The following is a 15,259-nucleotide window of genomic DNA, read 5'->3' as shown; positions in this document are numbered from 1 at the left end:
TGGTGGCTGTTGTCGTAATACCGAAAAACTCCAGTGTCGTAGATTTTGACTCCGCTTATCCTCAGACACCTTATGAGGACTCATTGAGCCCGGACGGAAAGAGTGAATTACAATGCCTGTTCCAATGATTGTGTTTACGGATCTCGATGGCTGCCTGCTTAATCATGGAGATTATAGTTATGAGCCTGCATTACCCGTTCTGGATCACCTGCAAAAGTTGCAGATTCCACTGGTGCTTTGCTCCAGTAAAACGGAAGCCGAGATGCGACCATTAGCTGAGGAACTTGACGCCAGTCCAACAATCATCTGCGAAAATGGGGGCGTTGTCTGCTGGGACGCTGCGGGAGACCGGACGGTTCTGGGAGCAGATCGGGAGAAAATTCTGGATGTTCTGAGTGATTGCAAACAACAGTATCAGTTTTCCTCATTTCGAGACCTGGGTGTCGAAGGCATTGTTCGAGCGACAGGACTTTCGATTGAGAGAGCGAATCTGGCTGCTCAACGGTATTGTACGGAACCAATGCTCTGGGAAGACGACGATGCTCGAATAGAGCCGTTTCGGGAAGAACTTCAAAAGCATCAACTGCAGTTGACACGCGGAGGTCGTTTCTGGCATGTCGCAGGACAAACCGATAAAGGTCGCGGAGCAGCGGCGGTTTATCAACGAATTTCAGATAGTTGCGATAAGACTTTAACTTCGGTCGCCTTAGGAGATAGCCCGATCGATCAGCCGATGCTTGAATGGGCAAATATCGCAGTCGTCGTTCCCGCTCCCGATGGTACTATCCGGCTGCATTTTGAACATCCCCACAAAATCATCGCAGCATTCCCCGGCTCAAAAGGCTGGGCCGAAGCGATGACGAGAGTTCTTGACCATATGCTTTCCAGTTAGAAATAGTGCGATTAAACGTATTCATATTACAGAGGGTTTGCATGATTTATTTGCTTTCATAAGTGTCTTGTGTTCGCTTCATCGAGATCTCAATCCAATCATTTCCTTGGAATCTTCGAGTTCAGGCAGTTACATTTACTCTTATTGATGTGTAATTTTTGCTCGCGGAAAAATGATCTTTTCTCGGAACTACCAACTCATCACCAGCCTGGGTAGCTTAGGGGGCATGCGTCGCCTAAGTTTTTTCGAAAAATTTCTCCGGGTGCAAACTTTGCGTTAAGTCGCCCCAAATCTGGACTTAAAACCCCTCATAACAAACTCGTCTTGCTCCAAAAAGGCGATTTCAGTTACTTCTACGCGTCTCACAAACAGATATCTTTGCGGGAATTCCATGATTTTGATCGTTTCAATCGATGCCTTCTCGGCAAATTGAATGAATAAGTCTCGGAACAGGCGGTTTGAAAAAGCCACTGAGCCGGGATGATCTGCATGGGGTTTCCTCAATTCCAATCAATCTCCACCAATCCGGTGTCCAATACGCGAATCAGCGTCAGGTCGACTCATGATCAAATCCAGCTGGTCTTCAACAGAACACAGTCGCAAGTCCCAAATGCGGCTCGTGCTCGGCGTATCCCCTCCTTACCGGATTGACCAGGTTTTCCTAAGTAGCGGGGCGACGATATTTATGGGTCGAAGTCGAACATGGTTTTCGTTGTGCCTGATCGCTGTTGTGATGAGCACCGGATGTGTTGGTCCACTCTCAGTGCCGGTTCTCTTTTCCGAAGAAGAACCGATTATTCGAGGGCAGAGTCCCGACAATGTCGATCCTGCTTTTGCAAATGCATTTTCTTCACCGTCGCAAACAGCCTCTGCCCCCAGTCGTCAGCCTCGTCTGGAAGCATCACCTGCTGGGAGTGACGAACTGACTCAGGAAATGGTTCGCCCAACTTCTTACAATTCTCTTCCTCCCATCACACAGACTTCTGCAGTCCAGCCCAAGCGGGGTGAGGATATTGTCGATGTCCAAATTGAGGGTGCAACCACCATTCCGGTTGCCGCCATGTCTGGTTACATCAAAACTCGTCCAGGCCGCCCGGTGACGGAAGATCAGGTTCGGGATGATGTGCGATCTCTGTACAACACAAAATGGTTCTTCAGCATCTCGCCGGTTTATCGCCGAACGGACGCCGGGCTGGTTCTGGTTTTTAAAGTTGCCGAGCGTCCAATTCTTCGCAGTGTGGAATATGTCGGAAACGAAAATATTAAAGAAAAAGAACTGGCAGGGATCACCGGTCTGAAACCGTTGCATGCCTTTTCGGTAGCGACAAATCGTGAAGCGGCTCGCCGAATCCACGAATTTTACAAACAGAAGGGATATCTGTTTGCTGAAGTCGCATTGCAGACGGGAGAATCTCCCGATGATCGTTCGGTCGTCTTTGCCATTAAAGAAGGTCCGAAGGTTAAAGTTAAAACCGTTCGATTTGAGGGGAATCAAGAAGTCTCTTCTGAACTGCTCAAATTGCGATTGAACACCAAAAAGCGATTTCTCTGGTACTTTGGTGGTCAGTACGATCCGACAACCATCCCGGAAGATGTCGTCGCTGTCAAAAAGTATTATCACAACATTGGCTACTTTGATGTTCAAGTGACCGATGCCGTAGAGTTCTCTGAAGATCAATCCCTCGTCACTGTAACTTATCAGATTGAAGAAGGCCCCCGTTATAAAATTCGGAACTTTCTGCTCGAAGGAAATCAAATCTACAGCAATGAGGAATTGCTGGGAGAATTTGAAGTCATTGAAGGCGAATACTTCAGTGCCCGAGACTTGGCAACAGATGTCGCTGGTGTGCAGGACAAATACGGACAACTCGGCCGGTTATTTGCCAAAGTGAATACGGAAACCGTCTTCACAAAAGAACCGGGTGTTGTCGATTTGAAGCTGACGATTGATGAAGACCGCGTTTACAAAATCGGTATGGTGAATGTACATATTCGCGGACAGCAGTCTCACACGAAAGAGACGGTGGCTCTCAACCAACTGCTCGTCGCACCAGGAGATCTGGCCGATCCTGAAAAGATTCGCAAGTCGCGTGCCCGCTTTGCCGGAGCTGCAACCTGGGAAGCGGGTGGTCCTGATGCTCCTGAAATTAACATCCGTCCTGTCGCCAATCCGACCTATCTAGCTCAGGATGCTCCTCGTGACACCAACATTTATCGAGGATCGGATGACTACTTTGGCAAAGACTTCCCGGCCGATTTGATTCCCAATTCGGCACCGGTCACAGAGTTTGTCCCGACGACTTTAAGAACAGAAGTAAATCCTCGCGGAAGAGCTCATGTCACGAGTCCGATTCCCGGAGGTGGTCATACCTTGAAACCTGTCGAGGCAATTCCGGAAACCCGCTACTATCGGGAAGAACGAACGCAGCGACCAGATACGACCGAACTTTTACTTTACCAACCGCTCGATCCCACGAATGACGTCGTCTTTTTTGATGGGACCGAACCGTTTCTATCGACACCTGTGCAGGTTATGGATGCCAATGGTGAGCAACCGGTTGTTCGTGCTCAGAATTACGACAACTACAATGCCCCACCCAATATGATTTACAGCCAGACACCGCAAGGGGATTTACTGGGGCCTCAGTTTCAAAATCCTCAGTTGCCACCAGGCTATGTCGATCTGGACGTGTATCTTTCAGAAGCCAGAACAGGACGTTTCATGGTCGGAGCCGGTGTGAACTCCGACTCTGGTGTCGTCGGTAACATCGTGCTTGAAGAACAGAATTTCGATATCGGCCGCTTTCCAACAAGCTTCCGAGATGTGGTAGATGGTTATGCGTTTCGTGGTGGCGGGCAACAGTTTCGTCTTGAGGCAACTCCGGGAAGTCAGGTCAGTCGATACCTGGCCAGCTGGACCGATCCCTACTTTCTCGATACCGATTACAGTCTCGGCGTGAGTGGCTTCTTCTACGAGCGATTCTTCCGCGACTACAACGAAACCCGTTTGGGTGGCCGGGTGAATGTTGGTAAACTGCTGACAAAAGAACTCTCATTCAATACGGCTTTGCGACTCGAAAAAGTCGACATCAATAATCCTCGGCTTCCCGTTGGACTGGCTCCTTCAATCGATGAAGTTGTCGGATCCAATTTCCTGGCGACCGGTCGTGGTACACTCGCTTATGACACCCGAGATTCTACCTATCTGGCAACAGAAGGATTCAACGTTTCGACCAGTATCGAACAAGCCTTTGCCGATTTTGATTTCACCAAAATTGACTTAATGGGAAGTCAGTATTTCACAACTTATCAACGACCCGACGGTGGCGGAAAACATGTCCTGTCATTCCGTGGAAATGTCGGATATACAACTGACGGAACACCAACTTTCGAACGGTACTTTGCCGGGGGATTCCAGACATTCCGCGGATTTGAATTCCGTTCGGTGACACCACTCGAACCGGATAACATCGGTACCAACGGAGCAGCCGTCGGGGGTTACTTCCAGACACTCGGCACCGTGGAATACATGCTGCCAGTAATGGCCAACGAAGCCTTGCGGGTCGTCGCCTTCTCAGACTTTGGTACGGTTGACAATGCCGTTTCTCTCGAAGAATTCCGAGTTTCTGTCGGAGCAGGTCTGCGTATCACAGTGCCTCAAATGGGACCTGTGCCAATCGCACTCGACTGGGCCTTCCCAGTCGTGAAACAGGAAACCGACATCCGCCAGATCTTCTCGTTCTATATCGGTTTGACCCGATAACAAGAATGTGAATGACAGATAATCAGTCAGCGATCATTCTGTAACCCAGTGGAAACACTTCGTCAGGTCGAAGTCGGCATTGCTGGATAAAGCGGACTCGATACTACGACAGCAATTCTGCGATCGGTTGTGCGTAATCGACATACATGATCGGACGGCCATCCTGAGTCATGTATTCGTGATGAGGATTGATGCCGGTCAGATGCAGAATTGTTGCGGCGATTTCTTCCGGAGAAACGGGGCGATCCTGGACGGCTGCCCCATCTTTGTCGCTGGCCCCAATGACCTGCCCGGTTTTGATCCCGGCTCCGGCAAACAGAATGCTGAAGGCGTTCGGCCAATGATCGCGACCTGCTTGCGAATTGATTTTCGGAGTTCGCCCATATTCCGTCATACAGATGACGAGTGTTTCATCCAGTAGATTTCGTTCCTGCAAATCCTGAATAAGTCCGGACATCGCATCGTCGACGCGTGGTACGCGGTCTTTGAGTAGCGGGAAAATATTGCTGTGATGATCCCAACTGTTACGGCCGACGGTGACATAACGAACTCCCGCTTCAATCAGTCGACGGGCGGTTAAGGTTAATTGTCCCATTTGCCCTTTGCGTCCAGAAGTGATGCCGTAGCGTTCCTGGGTTGCTGTTGATTCCTGTTGCCAGTCAAAAGCCGCTGCTCCTTTGCCGGTCGAAATAATCTCAATCGCCTGCTCATTGAAAGTATCCCAGGGGGCAGCTGTTGTTGCGGATTGCTGACACAGAGAGCGTTGCAATTCGACACGTTCGGCGAAGCGGTCCATCGTCACGCGCTGATCCGGTTTCAGCGAATTGCTTTCGGTGCCGCGAAAGGCTTCCACAGAAGGAGGCAGATAACCGGAACCGGTGAATCGAGATGTGAAGTCGTTACCGGGAATGCTGACAAACGCGGGCAAGCCCGAACGCATTCCAAGTTCGTGTGCGACAATTGATCCTAATTCGGGATATCCAGAGGCATTTACGCCAGTCGCCTTGGGAGGACGGCGGCCCTCAACCATGTACATTGAACCACGCTGATGAGCAGATTCAGTATGTGTCACACTCCGAATGATGGCTAGCTGATCAGTCATCCCCGCGAGTTTTGGTAAATGCTCTGTGAAGTTAACCCCCGGCAATGTTGTCTGAATCGTATTCAGTTCGCCCCGTATGTTGGCGGGAGCATAAGGTTTCGGGTCGAAAGTATCGTGATGAGATACGCCACCCTGCAGCCAGAGCAGAATAACCGATTTCGCTTTGGGGGCGATGCTTGAACCCATCGCCAGTGCTTCTGATCGCAAAATTCCCGACAAGGAAATTCCAAGTCCACCTAATGATCCAGCCTGTAGAAATCCACGTCGAGAAATATTTGGAAGTTGAAAATAAGAGGAACAGGCAGTCTTTGCGGGCATCTCGGTATCCTCAGGAAGAATCACAGGTAGGAGAGCAGGAGATCACTGAAATCGATCAGTTTATCTGAATGTAAGTATCGTATAAGTGTGATACAAAAGTCAAATCGAATATGAACTACTGATCAATAAGTCAGGTTTATTGACCAGTATTTGCATTGAGAGCGGGGATTAACTGGACGACCCGAAAATCGGAGAAGTGAGCCATTCCCTCCGTCACCTGCAAATCAAACTGGTGAGGATGTTCGTCCAACTGATTGTAAACAGCTCCGAGTTCCTCACCATTCACAGAGATAATCCAGCCATCCGCTTGATGCACCATCGTCAATCGTTGATACCGCGGCTGTTCTCCGGTTTCAGAAAAGGGGAGAGCGGAAAAGTTTTCCAGAGGCGAGAATTCCTGGGAAGCCGATGTCGTTATTCCCAGCTGAATTTGCTGGTCTTGCAAACGAATGGTCGTCCTCTGAATCTGCTTTTCACTGCCCAGTAGCAAATCAACCCGGGCATTCTCCAGAGGGTTGACGCTCAACTGGAGTTGATACAATTCAAAACCTTTACCCGGGAACTTAAATTCATGAGTCCCGTTCATTCCGGAAAGAACGGTTGCTCCCGTTAATCCTTTTTCGAGTGTTTCGGTAGTTGTCCGCCAGGTACCCGATTTTGCACCGCGTAATGGGACACTGACCCCGTTAAATAATGGAGGGGCCTGCATATTGGAGGCTTTTAAATCGGCACGGACGAATTCCGGTGACTTCGTCTCAGGAGTCCATTGAAAGGCAATCAATATCCCGCAGGTCAACGCGAGTGCAAAAACACTCCATTTCAGAAGTGTCATATGCTTATTGGATGGACGCCAGGATTTTCCTTTTTGAGCGGACCGTTTGTTACGATCCTCTGTAGAGAGTGTGTCCTGCAGTATGTCATCTATTCGTCGAATGATGTCGACATAATCGCTGAGTCGATTTTCGGGCTCGGGCGTTGTCATCACATTGACGAGATCCTGGCAAGCCTCAGAGCAGGAGTCGGGCAATTTTCGCGACCAGCCGATATCTCCATTGAGTTTGTTAGAGATGACCTTCATCACGGATTGTCCAGAACATGGACTTTCCCCGTGCAGCATGAAGTAAAGCGTCGCTCCCAATGAATAAATGTCTGCTCGTTCATCGACATTCGAGTCCTGCATCTGCTCGGGAGCAGCGTAAGCGGGAGTGCCTAACGTCGAGCCATCGAGTGTCAGTCGTGTCTCGTTGATGTCTCCCATAAACCGGGCCAGACCAAAGTCTGCGACTTTAACAATCGGGATGTTTGAATCTTGCTGCAATCCGGTATCGTCTCGCGTCAGTAACAGGTTCCCCGGCTTAATATCGCGATGCGTAATTCCCTGCTCGGTCGCGTAAGACAACGCAGCTGCGACTTGTCGAAGGAGCTTCAATGCCAGCCGTTCGTCGAGCGATCCTTTTTCATTGACAAATTCGAGCAGGCTTTGGCCATCGATCATTTCCATCGCCAGGAAGATACGACCTTGGCTCACGCCGTAATCGTAAGCAGTGATGATGTTTGGATGACGTAACCGTGCGACGAGTTTGGCTTCCTGATGAGAGCGGGAAGCCGAGTTGGCATCGCCCTGCTTCATCAATTTCAGCGCGATGACTCGATCAAGTTTCAGTTGACGGGCACTGTAGACTGCTCCCATTCCCCCGACGCCCAGCAAATCGAGGATCTGATAATCGGGCACCGTTCCCAGTGGATTCTGCAATGGAGTCAACTGCTCAACGTCCTGAGGGTTGAGTACCCCTTGTTGATAAGCCAGATCGAGTGTTGAAATGGCCTGTTCTCTAGCTTCGTTGAAGAGACGTTCAGCTGCGTCCTCGCTCAAATAACCTTGCTTCACGGCCAGAGTAATGAGTGTCGATTCAGGAGTATCAGAGTTCTTATTCATTAACGCAGGGACTTCGTCGGTCAGGCACTGCCTGACATGATTAAAGAGAGACGTCGAACTTCGTCAGTCACTTTAAAAGGTTTTCCTGAGTGGCGGGGGCGCTCTCGAAGAGAAGCCCCCGAATCGTAGAACTTCCGGGGGCTTGCGCAGAAGCGGAGCCCACCTGCCACCCAGGCAATAATGTTTTATCGTTAATCTGGTGTGTACCTATCTTTTTGCAGTTTGATGATTATTCCTCAGTTTATTGAAACATGACTTAATTCTCCGTTTTAAGACTTTCCAGAATCCGATTCACCGAAGGGCGATCGTTGGTGTGATCTTTGCCGACATAAGCCAGCAACACATTTCCCTGCTTATCGATCACATACGTTGAAGGGTGAGCACTTTGCGAACGGATATCGAAAAAGTCGACCGCAACCAGATCTTCGTCCAGCAGAAGCGGAAACGGAACCGTCTCGACCTGATTCTTTTCCGTTTTGGTGGCCGCTTGAATAAATTCTTCCAAGTGAGATTTTTCACCGGGATAGACCACCAGGATTTCGGTATCAAGCTCTTGAAATTTTTCGTAATTAGCAACAAGTCGAGCGGTTTGAGTGGTACAGTAAGGGCAGAGAGTTCCATAAAATCCCTGGGTAAAAATCAGAACCACATTTTTTTTGCCAAGCAGGTCCTTGAGGGCAACCTTTTGGCCAGTGGTGTCGAGAAATGACAGATCTTCGAGGCCAGCCGGTGGGGCGACATTTGAAGATAATTCGTCTTTAAAGACGATGTTTTCGGGAGTGACCTCATCATAATTGTAAGTTGTTACTGCAGTCGTATCACCCAGACCAGTCGAATATTTGGGATTCGGACCGTCATCAGAGTCTCCAGAACATCCCTGAAGATTGATGATCAGACTGACGCTGAGAATTGTCGTCAAACAACGAGTAAAATCCATCGTTAGCCACCCAGTTCATTTCAGAAACAATATCATGTGCCACGTCTTGAGGATTCTATCGTAAACGTTTCACCCGATAATGTGAATCGGCTTCCGCTCTCTTCGATAACACAGTTCCCATAATTGCAGTTGGAAATTATCCAATGTGTGCAAAAATCAAGTCAGGGAAAGGAACGGCACTGGACCGACCTCACACACATTCAATCACTCACAGGGGAGACACTCATGAGAATTTTCCATCCCATCCTACGTGTCGGATACATACTTGCGACAGGTCTCACCATGGTCACCTCGGGAATCTCAGCGGAGAAAATCTCTGAAACGGAAACAAAAGCAGCTGGTCTGCTCAAGCAGGCGATTCAGAAAAGTAGCCGAAACGAAGACGGGGGTGCAGCATTACTCGATGCTGCTGAGCAGGCAAGAGCCACTTTAAACCCGAATCACTATACCGTGGAATTACTTAATGATGCCATTAAGGACTATAAAAATAGGTCCGACGCCAGTCAGTTTCAAAAGGCTTTACGAAATTGTCAGGAGTCGATCACATTTCGGCCAGTCGGAGAAGCCAAACAGCCTGTTGGCTTTCCAGAATGGACTCCTCTGCATGTGATTGAATTCAAGAAGTACCCTGAATATCGAATGGCAGAAGTTCAGATGAAAGACTCCGGTAATCGCAGCTTCTGGATGCTGTTTAATCATATCAAGCGGAACAAAATCGCGATGACCGCTCCCGTGGAAATTGGCTACGACTCCAACAATGAAAACGCCAACGAAGCCTCGATGGCGTTTTTGTATCGCGATCAGGATTTGGGAAAACCTGGGAATGACCAAGCTGATTCGAGTGTCGTCGTGAAAGATGTTCCCGCGATGCAGGTGGTCTCAATCGGCTGCCGTGGCAATATGAATGAGCAGGAAGTCGAAGCGGCTCGAGAAAAACTGGAAGAGTGGCTCGTCGATCACCCCAAATACAAGATCAGCGGAAATTTGAGAAAACTTGGGTACAATTCCCCAATGGTTCCCAGCTTTATGCGATACTATGAGGTTCAGATTCCTGTTGAGTTAAAATAACAGATTCAAGCATTCTGAATTGGTAAACCCTGACATCATGCGCATGATTCTCGGATGTTCTGGAGCACTCGCTGGCGTTGTTTTCTGCATCGCATGTTTAGTCTCTTTGTTCGTTGTCGAGGGAAGTTGGTCGAGCCGTTTTGCAATTTCACTCGGCGTCTCTGGAATGATGGCAGGCATGGTGTTCTTGGCGAACTTTCTGCTGATGCTACGCGACTACTCTCAGTTCAAGAAATACAATACTCGTGTGGGAGATATGCTGCGTTCCCTCGATGACCAATCAGATGAGCATTTTCTGGCTGCACATCCCACAGAAAATTCGGATCTTTTACTGAAAATACGCCAGGCCATTTCAGATTTTTTTGAAGTCCCATCCACCAAAATTCATCGCGATGCTCATCTGATTGACGATTTAAATGTCCATAAACTGCAACCCTCCTTTCAATTTTCGGTGGTGAACACGGTCATCAGTTCCCAACCCGACAAACAGAATTCTTTCTTTTTTTGCATGGACGACATCAATACAATTGATGAATTCGCACAGGCGATTGCAAATATCCCTGCAAAGATTGATAATAACGCATGAGATATTTAATAAGGGCTTTTATAATGAACCCCAAAACCCGTGACCTGTCTTTTGCATTTGCCTGGATGTTACTGGTCACATTCAATACTTCTTCCAATGCAGCTGATTTGATTTCTGAAGCGACTGTCCGAAAAACCATCGAGAAAAGTCTGCCTTATCTTGAAGAAGCGGGCGTCTCCTGGATTGAGGACAAAAAGTGTGTCACCTGCCATCGAGTCAGCTTTCAGACCTGGAGTTTCAACAAGGCTGCATCGGCAGGGTTTACAGCAACTGCGGACAAGTCAAAAGAGTGGCTCGAATGGTCGATTGCGAAATCGGTTGAACCAAATGAGGAGGGGACTGCTCTCTCCGGCGAGTTAAATGTCGACGGACTGACTCAGTTAATCATCGCCCACCCGGACGATTCGTCCGTTCCGCTTCCTGCAGAAGCGAAACAGCAGTTTGTGGAAATGATTCTAAAAACTCAGCTGGAGGATGGCTCATGGAAACCAGCCGGTCAACTGCCGCTACAGAAACGTCCTGCAGCAGAAACCGCTCAGGTCAGTACGATGTGGAATCTCATCGCTCTTCATTCAGCGAGTCAAGATGAGCGAATCGCAACAGCTGATATGAAAGCTCATGAATGGCTGACAAAGTCGACACCCGGCTTAAGCACCGAATGGTATGCGGCTCAAATTTTGCTCGCCGACATCACAGGTGAAACGGCACGTGTGCAATCTGAAATTGAAAGGCTTAAGTCACTTCAGCAGGACGATGGCAGCTGGGGCTGGTTAACCTCAGAGCCGGGTGATGCATTGGCGACTGGGCAGGCTCTCTATGCACTCAAACGAGTAGGCGTATCCAATGATGATCCTTCCATTCAAAAAGCGATCCACTTTCTGACATCCACACAAGTAGAAGATGGCTCGTGGTCGGTCCAAGGTACGAAGGCCAAGAAGAAAGAGAACGTAGAAGAAACCGCTGTCTACTGGGGAACAGCCTGGGCGACCATCGGACTACTGGAAACGCTGGAGAATTCAAAACCGTAATTGCTGTTGAAGTTCGTGGCAGATGGGATATGACAGAAGTAAGTCAAATTATTTCTATTTGACTTACTAACTTTAAAAATTGTCATTCACAGCTGATTGCTGACGACTAAGACAGAAAAGACGATCATGGATTTGCAACTCAAAAACAAACGGGCATTGGTTACAGGCAGCACTGCGGGTATCGGAAATGCGATTGCCGCATCTCTGCTTCGCGAAGGAGCCGAGGTGATTGTGAACGGTCGTTCGCAACAGTCCGTCGATAAAGCCGTTGCCGAACTGGAAAAGATTGGAAATGGAAAAGTTCTCGGCTTTGCCGGCGATTTAAGCACTGCAGAAGGAGCCGAAGAGATTGCTCGGGAGTTCCCGGACGTCGAAATTCTGGTGAATAATCTGGGGATCTTTGAGCCGAAGGCGTTTGAAGAGATTCCCGATGAAGACTGGATTCGATTCTTCAAAGTCAACGTGCTCAGTGGTGTGCGACTTTGCCGACTCTATTTGCCCTCAATGAAGCAGAAAGACTGGGGACGTATCATTTTCATTTCCAGCGAAAGTGCTATCCAGATCCCCGAAGAAATGATCCACTACGGCATGACCAAAACTGCTCAAATCGCGATTGCCCGAGGACTGGCCGAAACCGTGTCGGGAACTGGTATCACAGTCAACAGCATCCTCCCCGGACCGACATCCTCCCGTGGCGTCAAAGAGTTCGTCGGCAAACTTGCTGATGAAGAAGGAAAATCATTCGACGAATACGAAAAAGAATTCTTCAACAATGTCCGCCCGACTTCCCTCATCCAACGTTTTGCAACTCCAGAAGAAGTCGCCTCTTTGACAACTTACGTTGCCAGTCCACTTTCCTCAGCAACGACGGGCGCGGCTTTGCGCGTTGATGGCGGAGTTGTGAAGAGTGCGTTTTGATTTCTGACACGATTTCACCATCAATAGGGCGGAAGCAGTCGTCGAAATCCGTGCAGCAGGACGATGACCAGAAAGAACAGATTGCGAAACAGGACGGCAATAAAATTGAGCTTGATCGGATCCATCGGTTTCGAATGATTCTTTGAGTCGGCCAGTTGATCGGCCAGTCTTCGCATCCAGTTGACACTCCTTGGCCATTCCCAAAGTTTCGAAATCCACTCATTGGGAATCCCTTCCTCTCCAACTCCACAGCCGACAATCCCTCCGACAATAGCCGCCGTCGTATCGGCATCGCCACCGCATTCAATGACAGACATCACAGCAGCTCGATAGTCACGCGGATGCGATAACCAGGCGTGAATGGCGACGGGTACTGTGTGATAGGTATAGCCTGACACGCCCTTTTTAAGTCCAAGACTTAATGCAAAATCCATTGTCGATTCTTTTTGCGTGACACTGTCAACGGCTGCCTGTAATAAATTAACAATCTCTCGATTCGACTTAACCTCATCGGGTGTCAAAGTAAAACGCTCATCAACTTCAGAGATCGCGGCTCTTGCTTCAAGGAGTCCATTGCACCTTCGTTCAATGATTGATTTGAGTTGATCAAGATACTTCTGACGATTGATTGGATTCAGTTGTCGAGAATGTTGAGCTGCCAGTGCGACGGCAATTGCTCCCCAAGCCGCCTTCTCGTCTGAATGAGTAATACGAGATATGACCCAGACAAACTCCTCAAGATTCTCAAGATCGTCAATCACTGCTCCAATGATAGCCGCCCGCATCGCAGGTCCATTCCCAGCCGAGTAAACTCCACTTGTTGCTGGTGAATAACCAATCCACAACTTCAGACACGCTCTGAATGTGGCACGACCGATTCCAGCAGGAAGTGCCAAAAACCACCAGCGCAGTCGGCGGGCAAAATCTTGGGGAAGTGTCTCCAAATCAAAATTCGTAGCAATCAGCGATTGTGCGACCAGGCACGTATGTTCGGTATCATCCGAAACCATGCCGCGTCGGAAAAAGAAACGATACCGAACCGGAGAGCCGAGCATTTTTTGTGCTCGCCGAGGAGAAACACCTTCATAAGGTAACCCCAAAGCATCACCCACGGCCGTTCCCAGAATGCAGCCTCTGATGTGTGATACCGTCATGTTAAAATGGCTTTATTCAACTTGTTGATGAATTGAAGTTTTATGTTTCATATAGAAAATATTGTAATCAGTTTCATGCGTACATCACATCAGTTCTCAAAACATATTTAACGCCACTTTCCAGCATCGCTCCTTCATGAAGTTGGCGATGATAGAACACCAGTGCCGTGCCCGTTTTCGGCCAGACAGAATGTCGCTCCGGCTCAAAGAATCGTGTCAAACCACCCTCATAGTCATCGTTCAGATAAATCAGAAATGAGAATTCGCTTCGTTCGCCATTTCCACGGTCATAGCGTCCGTCGTAATGAGGGGCAAAGCGTTGTCCGAATTCGTAACGGTAAAATCGAAATCGTTCATTGAGTCCGATGATTTCCCGATTAAACCAAGTGGGAACCAAAAGCGGCTTTGCTCTTTCATAAAGTCGAGCAGCCAGCTCTTCATCGGTATGCAGAATTCGAGAATTATTTCGTACGTCTTTGCGCATTTCAGGCCCGGACGATGTGCTGATGGGAGCTTCCAAAAAGCCGATTGATTCTGAGAGCGCAATATAATCGGTGCATTCCTCGGGAGTGAGGAAGTCTTCGATGAGAAAAATAGAGTCCAGTTTCAGATCGATTCGCTGCATGCTAAAGTCATTTCAGTCGAAATAAATATTTGGTTGACATCTTGATAGTTTCGACACCGGTAATCTTCCTTATGTTCAGTATGATCAATGAATCTCATATCGCGACGATTTAACTCAGACCTGTTGATAATCTCAGTGTTTAGGTAAAGGAATTCAATTCATGACTAATCCGTTACGAATTGGTGACACGGGAAAGACAGTGGGATCACTTAAACCGGCAGGAAAAGTCGAGGTGAATCAAAAGATTATCGAGGCACGATCCGAAGGGAATTGGATTGATCCCGATACGGAAGTGGTTATTGTCGGGGGAGAATCTCAATGCCCCATCGTGAGAGCATTCGATGACAGTGAGTTTGAGATCACCAATCAGGGGGAGCTTTTGGCTGAATCTAAAGTCTCAGAGATAACTCCTCTGGAATATTCTTCGAGCTGGGTGGAGAAAGTCAACTACACACTTTGCGGTGTAATATTTGGGGTTTTGATAATTGTCTACGCTCTCATTTCAGGCGAACCATTGACATTATCTACTCTCTTTTTACCTGTTGCGGGAGGAATTTCTGGTCGAACTCTACAAAAGTTTGTCGCCATGGCGGCAGAAGTCGCGGCTCCTCGAGAAAATCATCAGACTCAGGCGGAGTGGATAGCGGCCACGTGCGTTGCATTTACTATGCTCGGAGTACTGATCGCTGTATCTTCGGATCTGGGATTTCCCCTTTCCGCACTTTGTCTGTTCGCAGGCACACTTACTGGTGGTCTTGTTTCCTGGTTCTTCCTGCTGGTTGGGAATGTTTAAATCCTTTATTGTCGATCTTACAACACCAAACTCATCTAGGCCTGTTTTTCCAGATCGATTACAGTTCCGAATACTGAAATCAAAGATCGACAGAATTGAGGTTAAGTCCTGACACCGGAACGGTTTACGGCCTCGATTC

Annotated in this window: 13 protein-coding genes; 7 read left to right on the top strand and 6 right to left on the bottom strand. The window is 48.5% G+C overall.

Features of this window, described 5'->3' with window-relative positions:
* Window positions 1-112 precede the first annotated feature (112 nt).
* Window positions 113-892: an HAD-IIB family hydrolase gene (locus Pan54_RS17100; protein WP_146504637.1), complete on the top strand. Its 780-nt coding sequence runs from the start codon at window positions 113-115 to the stop codon at window positions 890-892.
* 562 nt (window positions 893-1,454) lie between these two features.
* Window positions 1,455-4,655, top strand: coding sequence for a BamA/OMP85 family outer membrane protein (locus tag Pan54_RS17095; RefSeq protein ID WP_146504636.1), 3,201 nt, complete (start codon window positions 1,455-1,457; stop codon window positions 4,653-4,655).
* Between the two features lie 103 nt (window positions 4,656-4,758).
* Here Pan54_RS17095 and Pan54_RS17090 read toward each other — a convergent pair whose 3' ends face one another.
* From Pan54_RS17090 to Pan54_RS17080, 3 genes are all read right to left on the bottom strand, one after another.
* Window positions 4,759-6,075 (bottom strand): DUF1501 domain-containing protein, encoded by a 1,317-nt coding sequence (locus tag Pan54_RS17090; RefSeq protein WP_146504635.1) that lies wholly within the window; start codon window positions 6,073-6,075, stop codon window positions 4,759-4,761.
* 136 nt (window positions 6,076-6,211) lie between these two features.
* Window positions 6,212-8,011, bottom strand: a complete 1,800-nt coding sequence (locus Pan54_RS17085; RefSeq protein WP_146504634.1) for a serine/threonine-protein kinase — start codon at window positions 8,009-8,011, stop codon at window positions 6,212-6,214.
* 256 nt (window positions 8,012-8,267) lie between these two features.
* Complete coding sequence (locus Pan54_RS17080; protein WP_146504633.1) at window positions 8,268-8,948, bottom strand: peroxiredoxin family protein; 681 nt, start codon at window positions 8,946-8,948, stop codon at window positions 8,268-8,270.
* A gap of 225 nt (window positions 8,949-9,173) precedes the next feature.
* Here Pan54_RS17080 and Pan54_RS17075 point away from each other — a divergent pair, with 225 nt between their 5' ends.
* Entirely contained in the window at window positions 9,174-10,016 is an 843-nt protein-coding gene (locus tag Pan54_RS17075; RefSeq protein ID WP_146504632.1) for an SOUL family heme-binding protein, read from the top strand.
* Here Pan54_RS17075 and Pan54_RS17070 read toward each other — a convergent pair.
* On the bottom strand, window positions 10,008-10,196 hold the full coding sequence (locus tag Pan54_RS17070) for a hypothetical protein (protein ID WP_146504631.1): 189 nt from the start codon (window positions 10,194-10,196) through the stop codon (window positions 10,008-10,010). The genes Pan54_RS17075 and Pan54_RS17070 overlap by 9 nt on opposite strands.
* Here Pan54_RS17070 and Pan54_RS17065 point away from each other — a divergent pair.
* From Pan54_RS17065 to Pan54_RS17055, 3 genes are all read left to right on the top strand, one after another.
* Window positions 10,195-10,602, top strand: a complete 408-nt coding sequence (locus Pan54_RS17065; RefSeq protein WP_146504630.1) for a hypothetical protein — start codon at window positions 10,195-10,197, stop codon at window positions 10,600-10,602. The genes Pan54_RS17070 and Pan54_RS17065 overlap by 2 nt on opposite strands.
* Window positions 10,603-10,625: 23 nt before the next feature.
* Window positions 10,626-11,630, top strand: a complete 1,005-nt coding sequence (locus Pan54_RS17060; RefSeq protein WP_165441819.1) for a prenyltransferase/squalene oxidase repeat-containing protein — start codon at window positions 10,626-10,628, stop codon at window positions 11,628-11,630.
* Window positions 11,631-11,756: 126 nt separating this feature from the next.
* Window positions 11,757-12,548 carry an SDR family NAD(P)-dependent oxidoreductase gene (locus tag Pan54_RS17055; protein ID WP_146504628.1) on the top strand — a complete coding sequence of 264 codons (792 nt, stop codon included), beginning with the start codon at window positions 11,757-11,759 and terminating at the stop codon, window positions 12,546-12,548.
* 20 nt (window positions 12,549-12,568) lie between these two features.
* Here Pan54_RS17055 and Pan54_RS17050 read toward each other — a convergent pair whose 3' ends face one another.
* The gene (locus Pan54_RS17050) at window positions 12,569-13,702 is read right to left on the bottom strand and encodes an ADP-ribosylglycohydrolase family protein (protein ID WP_146504627.1); all 1,134 of its coding nucleotides are present in this window, start codon (window positions 13,700-13,702) and stop codon (window positions 12,569-12,571) included.
* 73 nt (window positions 13,703-13,775) lie between these two features.
* Window positions 13,776-14,327 (bottom strand): prolyl hydroxylase family protein, encoded by a 552-nt coding sequence (locus Pan54_RS17045; protein ID WP_146504626.1) that lies wholly within the window; start codon window positions 14,325-14,327, stop codon window positions 13,776-13,778.
* A 160-nt stretch (window positions 14,328-14,487) separates the two neighbouring features.
* Between Pan54_RS17045 and Pan54_RS17040 the strand changes: the two genes are divergently transcribed.
* Window positions 14,488-15,120, top strand: coding sequence for an NfeD family protein (locus Pan54_RS17040; RefSeq protein WP_146504625.1), 633 nt, complete (start codon window positions 14,488-14,490; stop codon window positions 15,118-15,120).
* The last annotated feature ends 139 nt before the right edge of the window (window positions 15,121-15,259 follow it).

It is taken from the genome of Rubinisphaera italica (genome assembly GCF_007859715.1).
Lineage (GTDB): Bacteria > Planctomycetota > Planctomycetia > Planctomycetales > Planctomycetaceae > Rubinisphaera > Rubinisphaera italica.
The sequence above is the reverse complement of the archived record's forward strand: the minus strand, read 5'-3'. Positions and strand labels throughout refer to the sequence as shown.

Coding starts and splice junctions, on each gene's coding strand:
- Pan54_RS17055 (WP_146504628.1), top strand. CDS start 11,757: ATGGATTTGCAACTCAAAAACAAACGGGCATTGGTTACAGGCAGCACT.
- Pan54_RS17060 (WP_165441819.1), top strand. CDS start 10,626: ATGAACCCCAAAACCCGTGACCTGTCTTTTGCATTTGCCTGGATGTTA.
- Pan54_RS17065 (WP_146504630.1), top strand. CDS start 10,195: ATGGTGTTCTTGGCGAACTTTCTGCTGATGCTACGCGACTACTCTCAG.
- Pan54_RS17080 (WP_146504633.1), bottom strand. CDS start 8,948: ATGGATTTTACTCGTTGTTTGACGACAATTCTCAGCGTCAGTCTGATC.
- Pan54_RS17040 (WP_146504625.1), top strand. CDS start 14,488: ATGACTAATCCGTTACGAATTGGTGACACGGGAAAGACAGTGGGATCA.
- Pan54_RS17100 (WP_146504637.1), top strand. CDS start 113: ATGCCTGTTCCAATGATTGTGTTTACGGATCTCGATGGCTGCCTGCTT.
- Pan54_RS17095 (WP_146504636.1), top strand. CDS start 1,455: ATGATCAAATCCAGCTGGTCTTCAACAGAACACAGTCGCAAGTCCCAA.
- Pan54_RS17075 (WP_146504632.1), top strand. CDS start 9,174: ATGAGAATTTTCCATCCCATCCTACGTGTCGGATACATACTTGCGACA.
- Pan54_RS17045 (WP_146504626.1), bottom strand. CDS start 14,327: ATGCAGCGAATCGATCTGAAACTGGACTCTATTTTTCTCATCGAAGAC.
- Pan54_RS17090 (WP_146504635.1), bottom strand. CDS start 6,075: ATGCCCGCAAAGACTGCCTGTTCCTCTTATTTTCAACTTCCAAATATT.
- Pan54_RS17070 (WP_146504631.1), bottom strand. CDS start 10,196: ATGCCTGCCATCATTCCAGAGACGCCGAGTGAAATTGCAAAACGGCTC.
- Pan54_RS17050 (WP_146504627.1), bottom strand. CDS start 13,702: ATGACGGTATCACACATCAGAGGCTGCATTCTGGGAACGGCCGTGGGT.
- Pan54_RS17085 (WP_146504634.1), bottom strand. CDS start 8,011: ATGAATAAGAACTCTGATACTCCTGAATCGACACTCATTACTCTGGCC.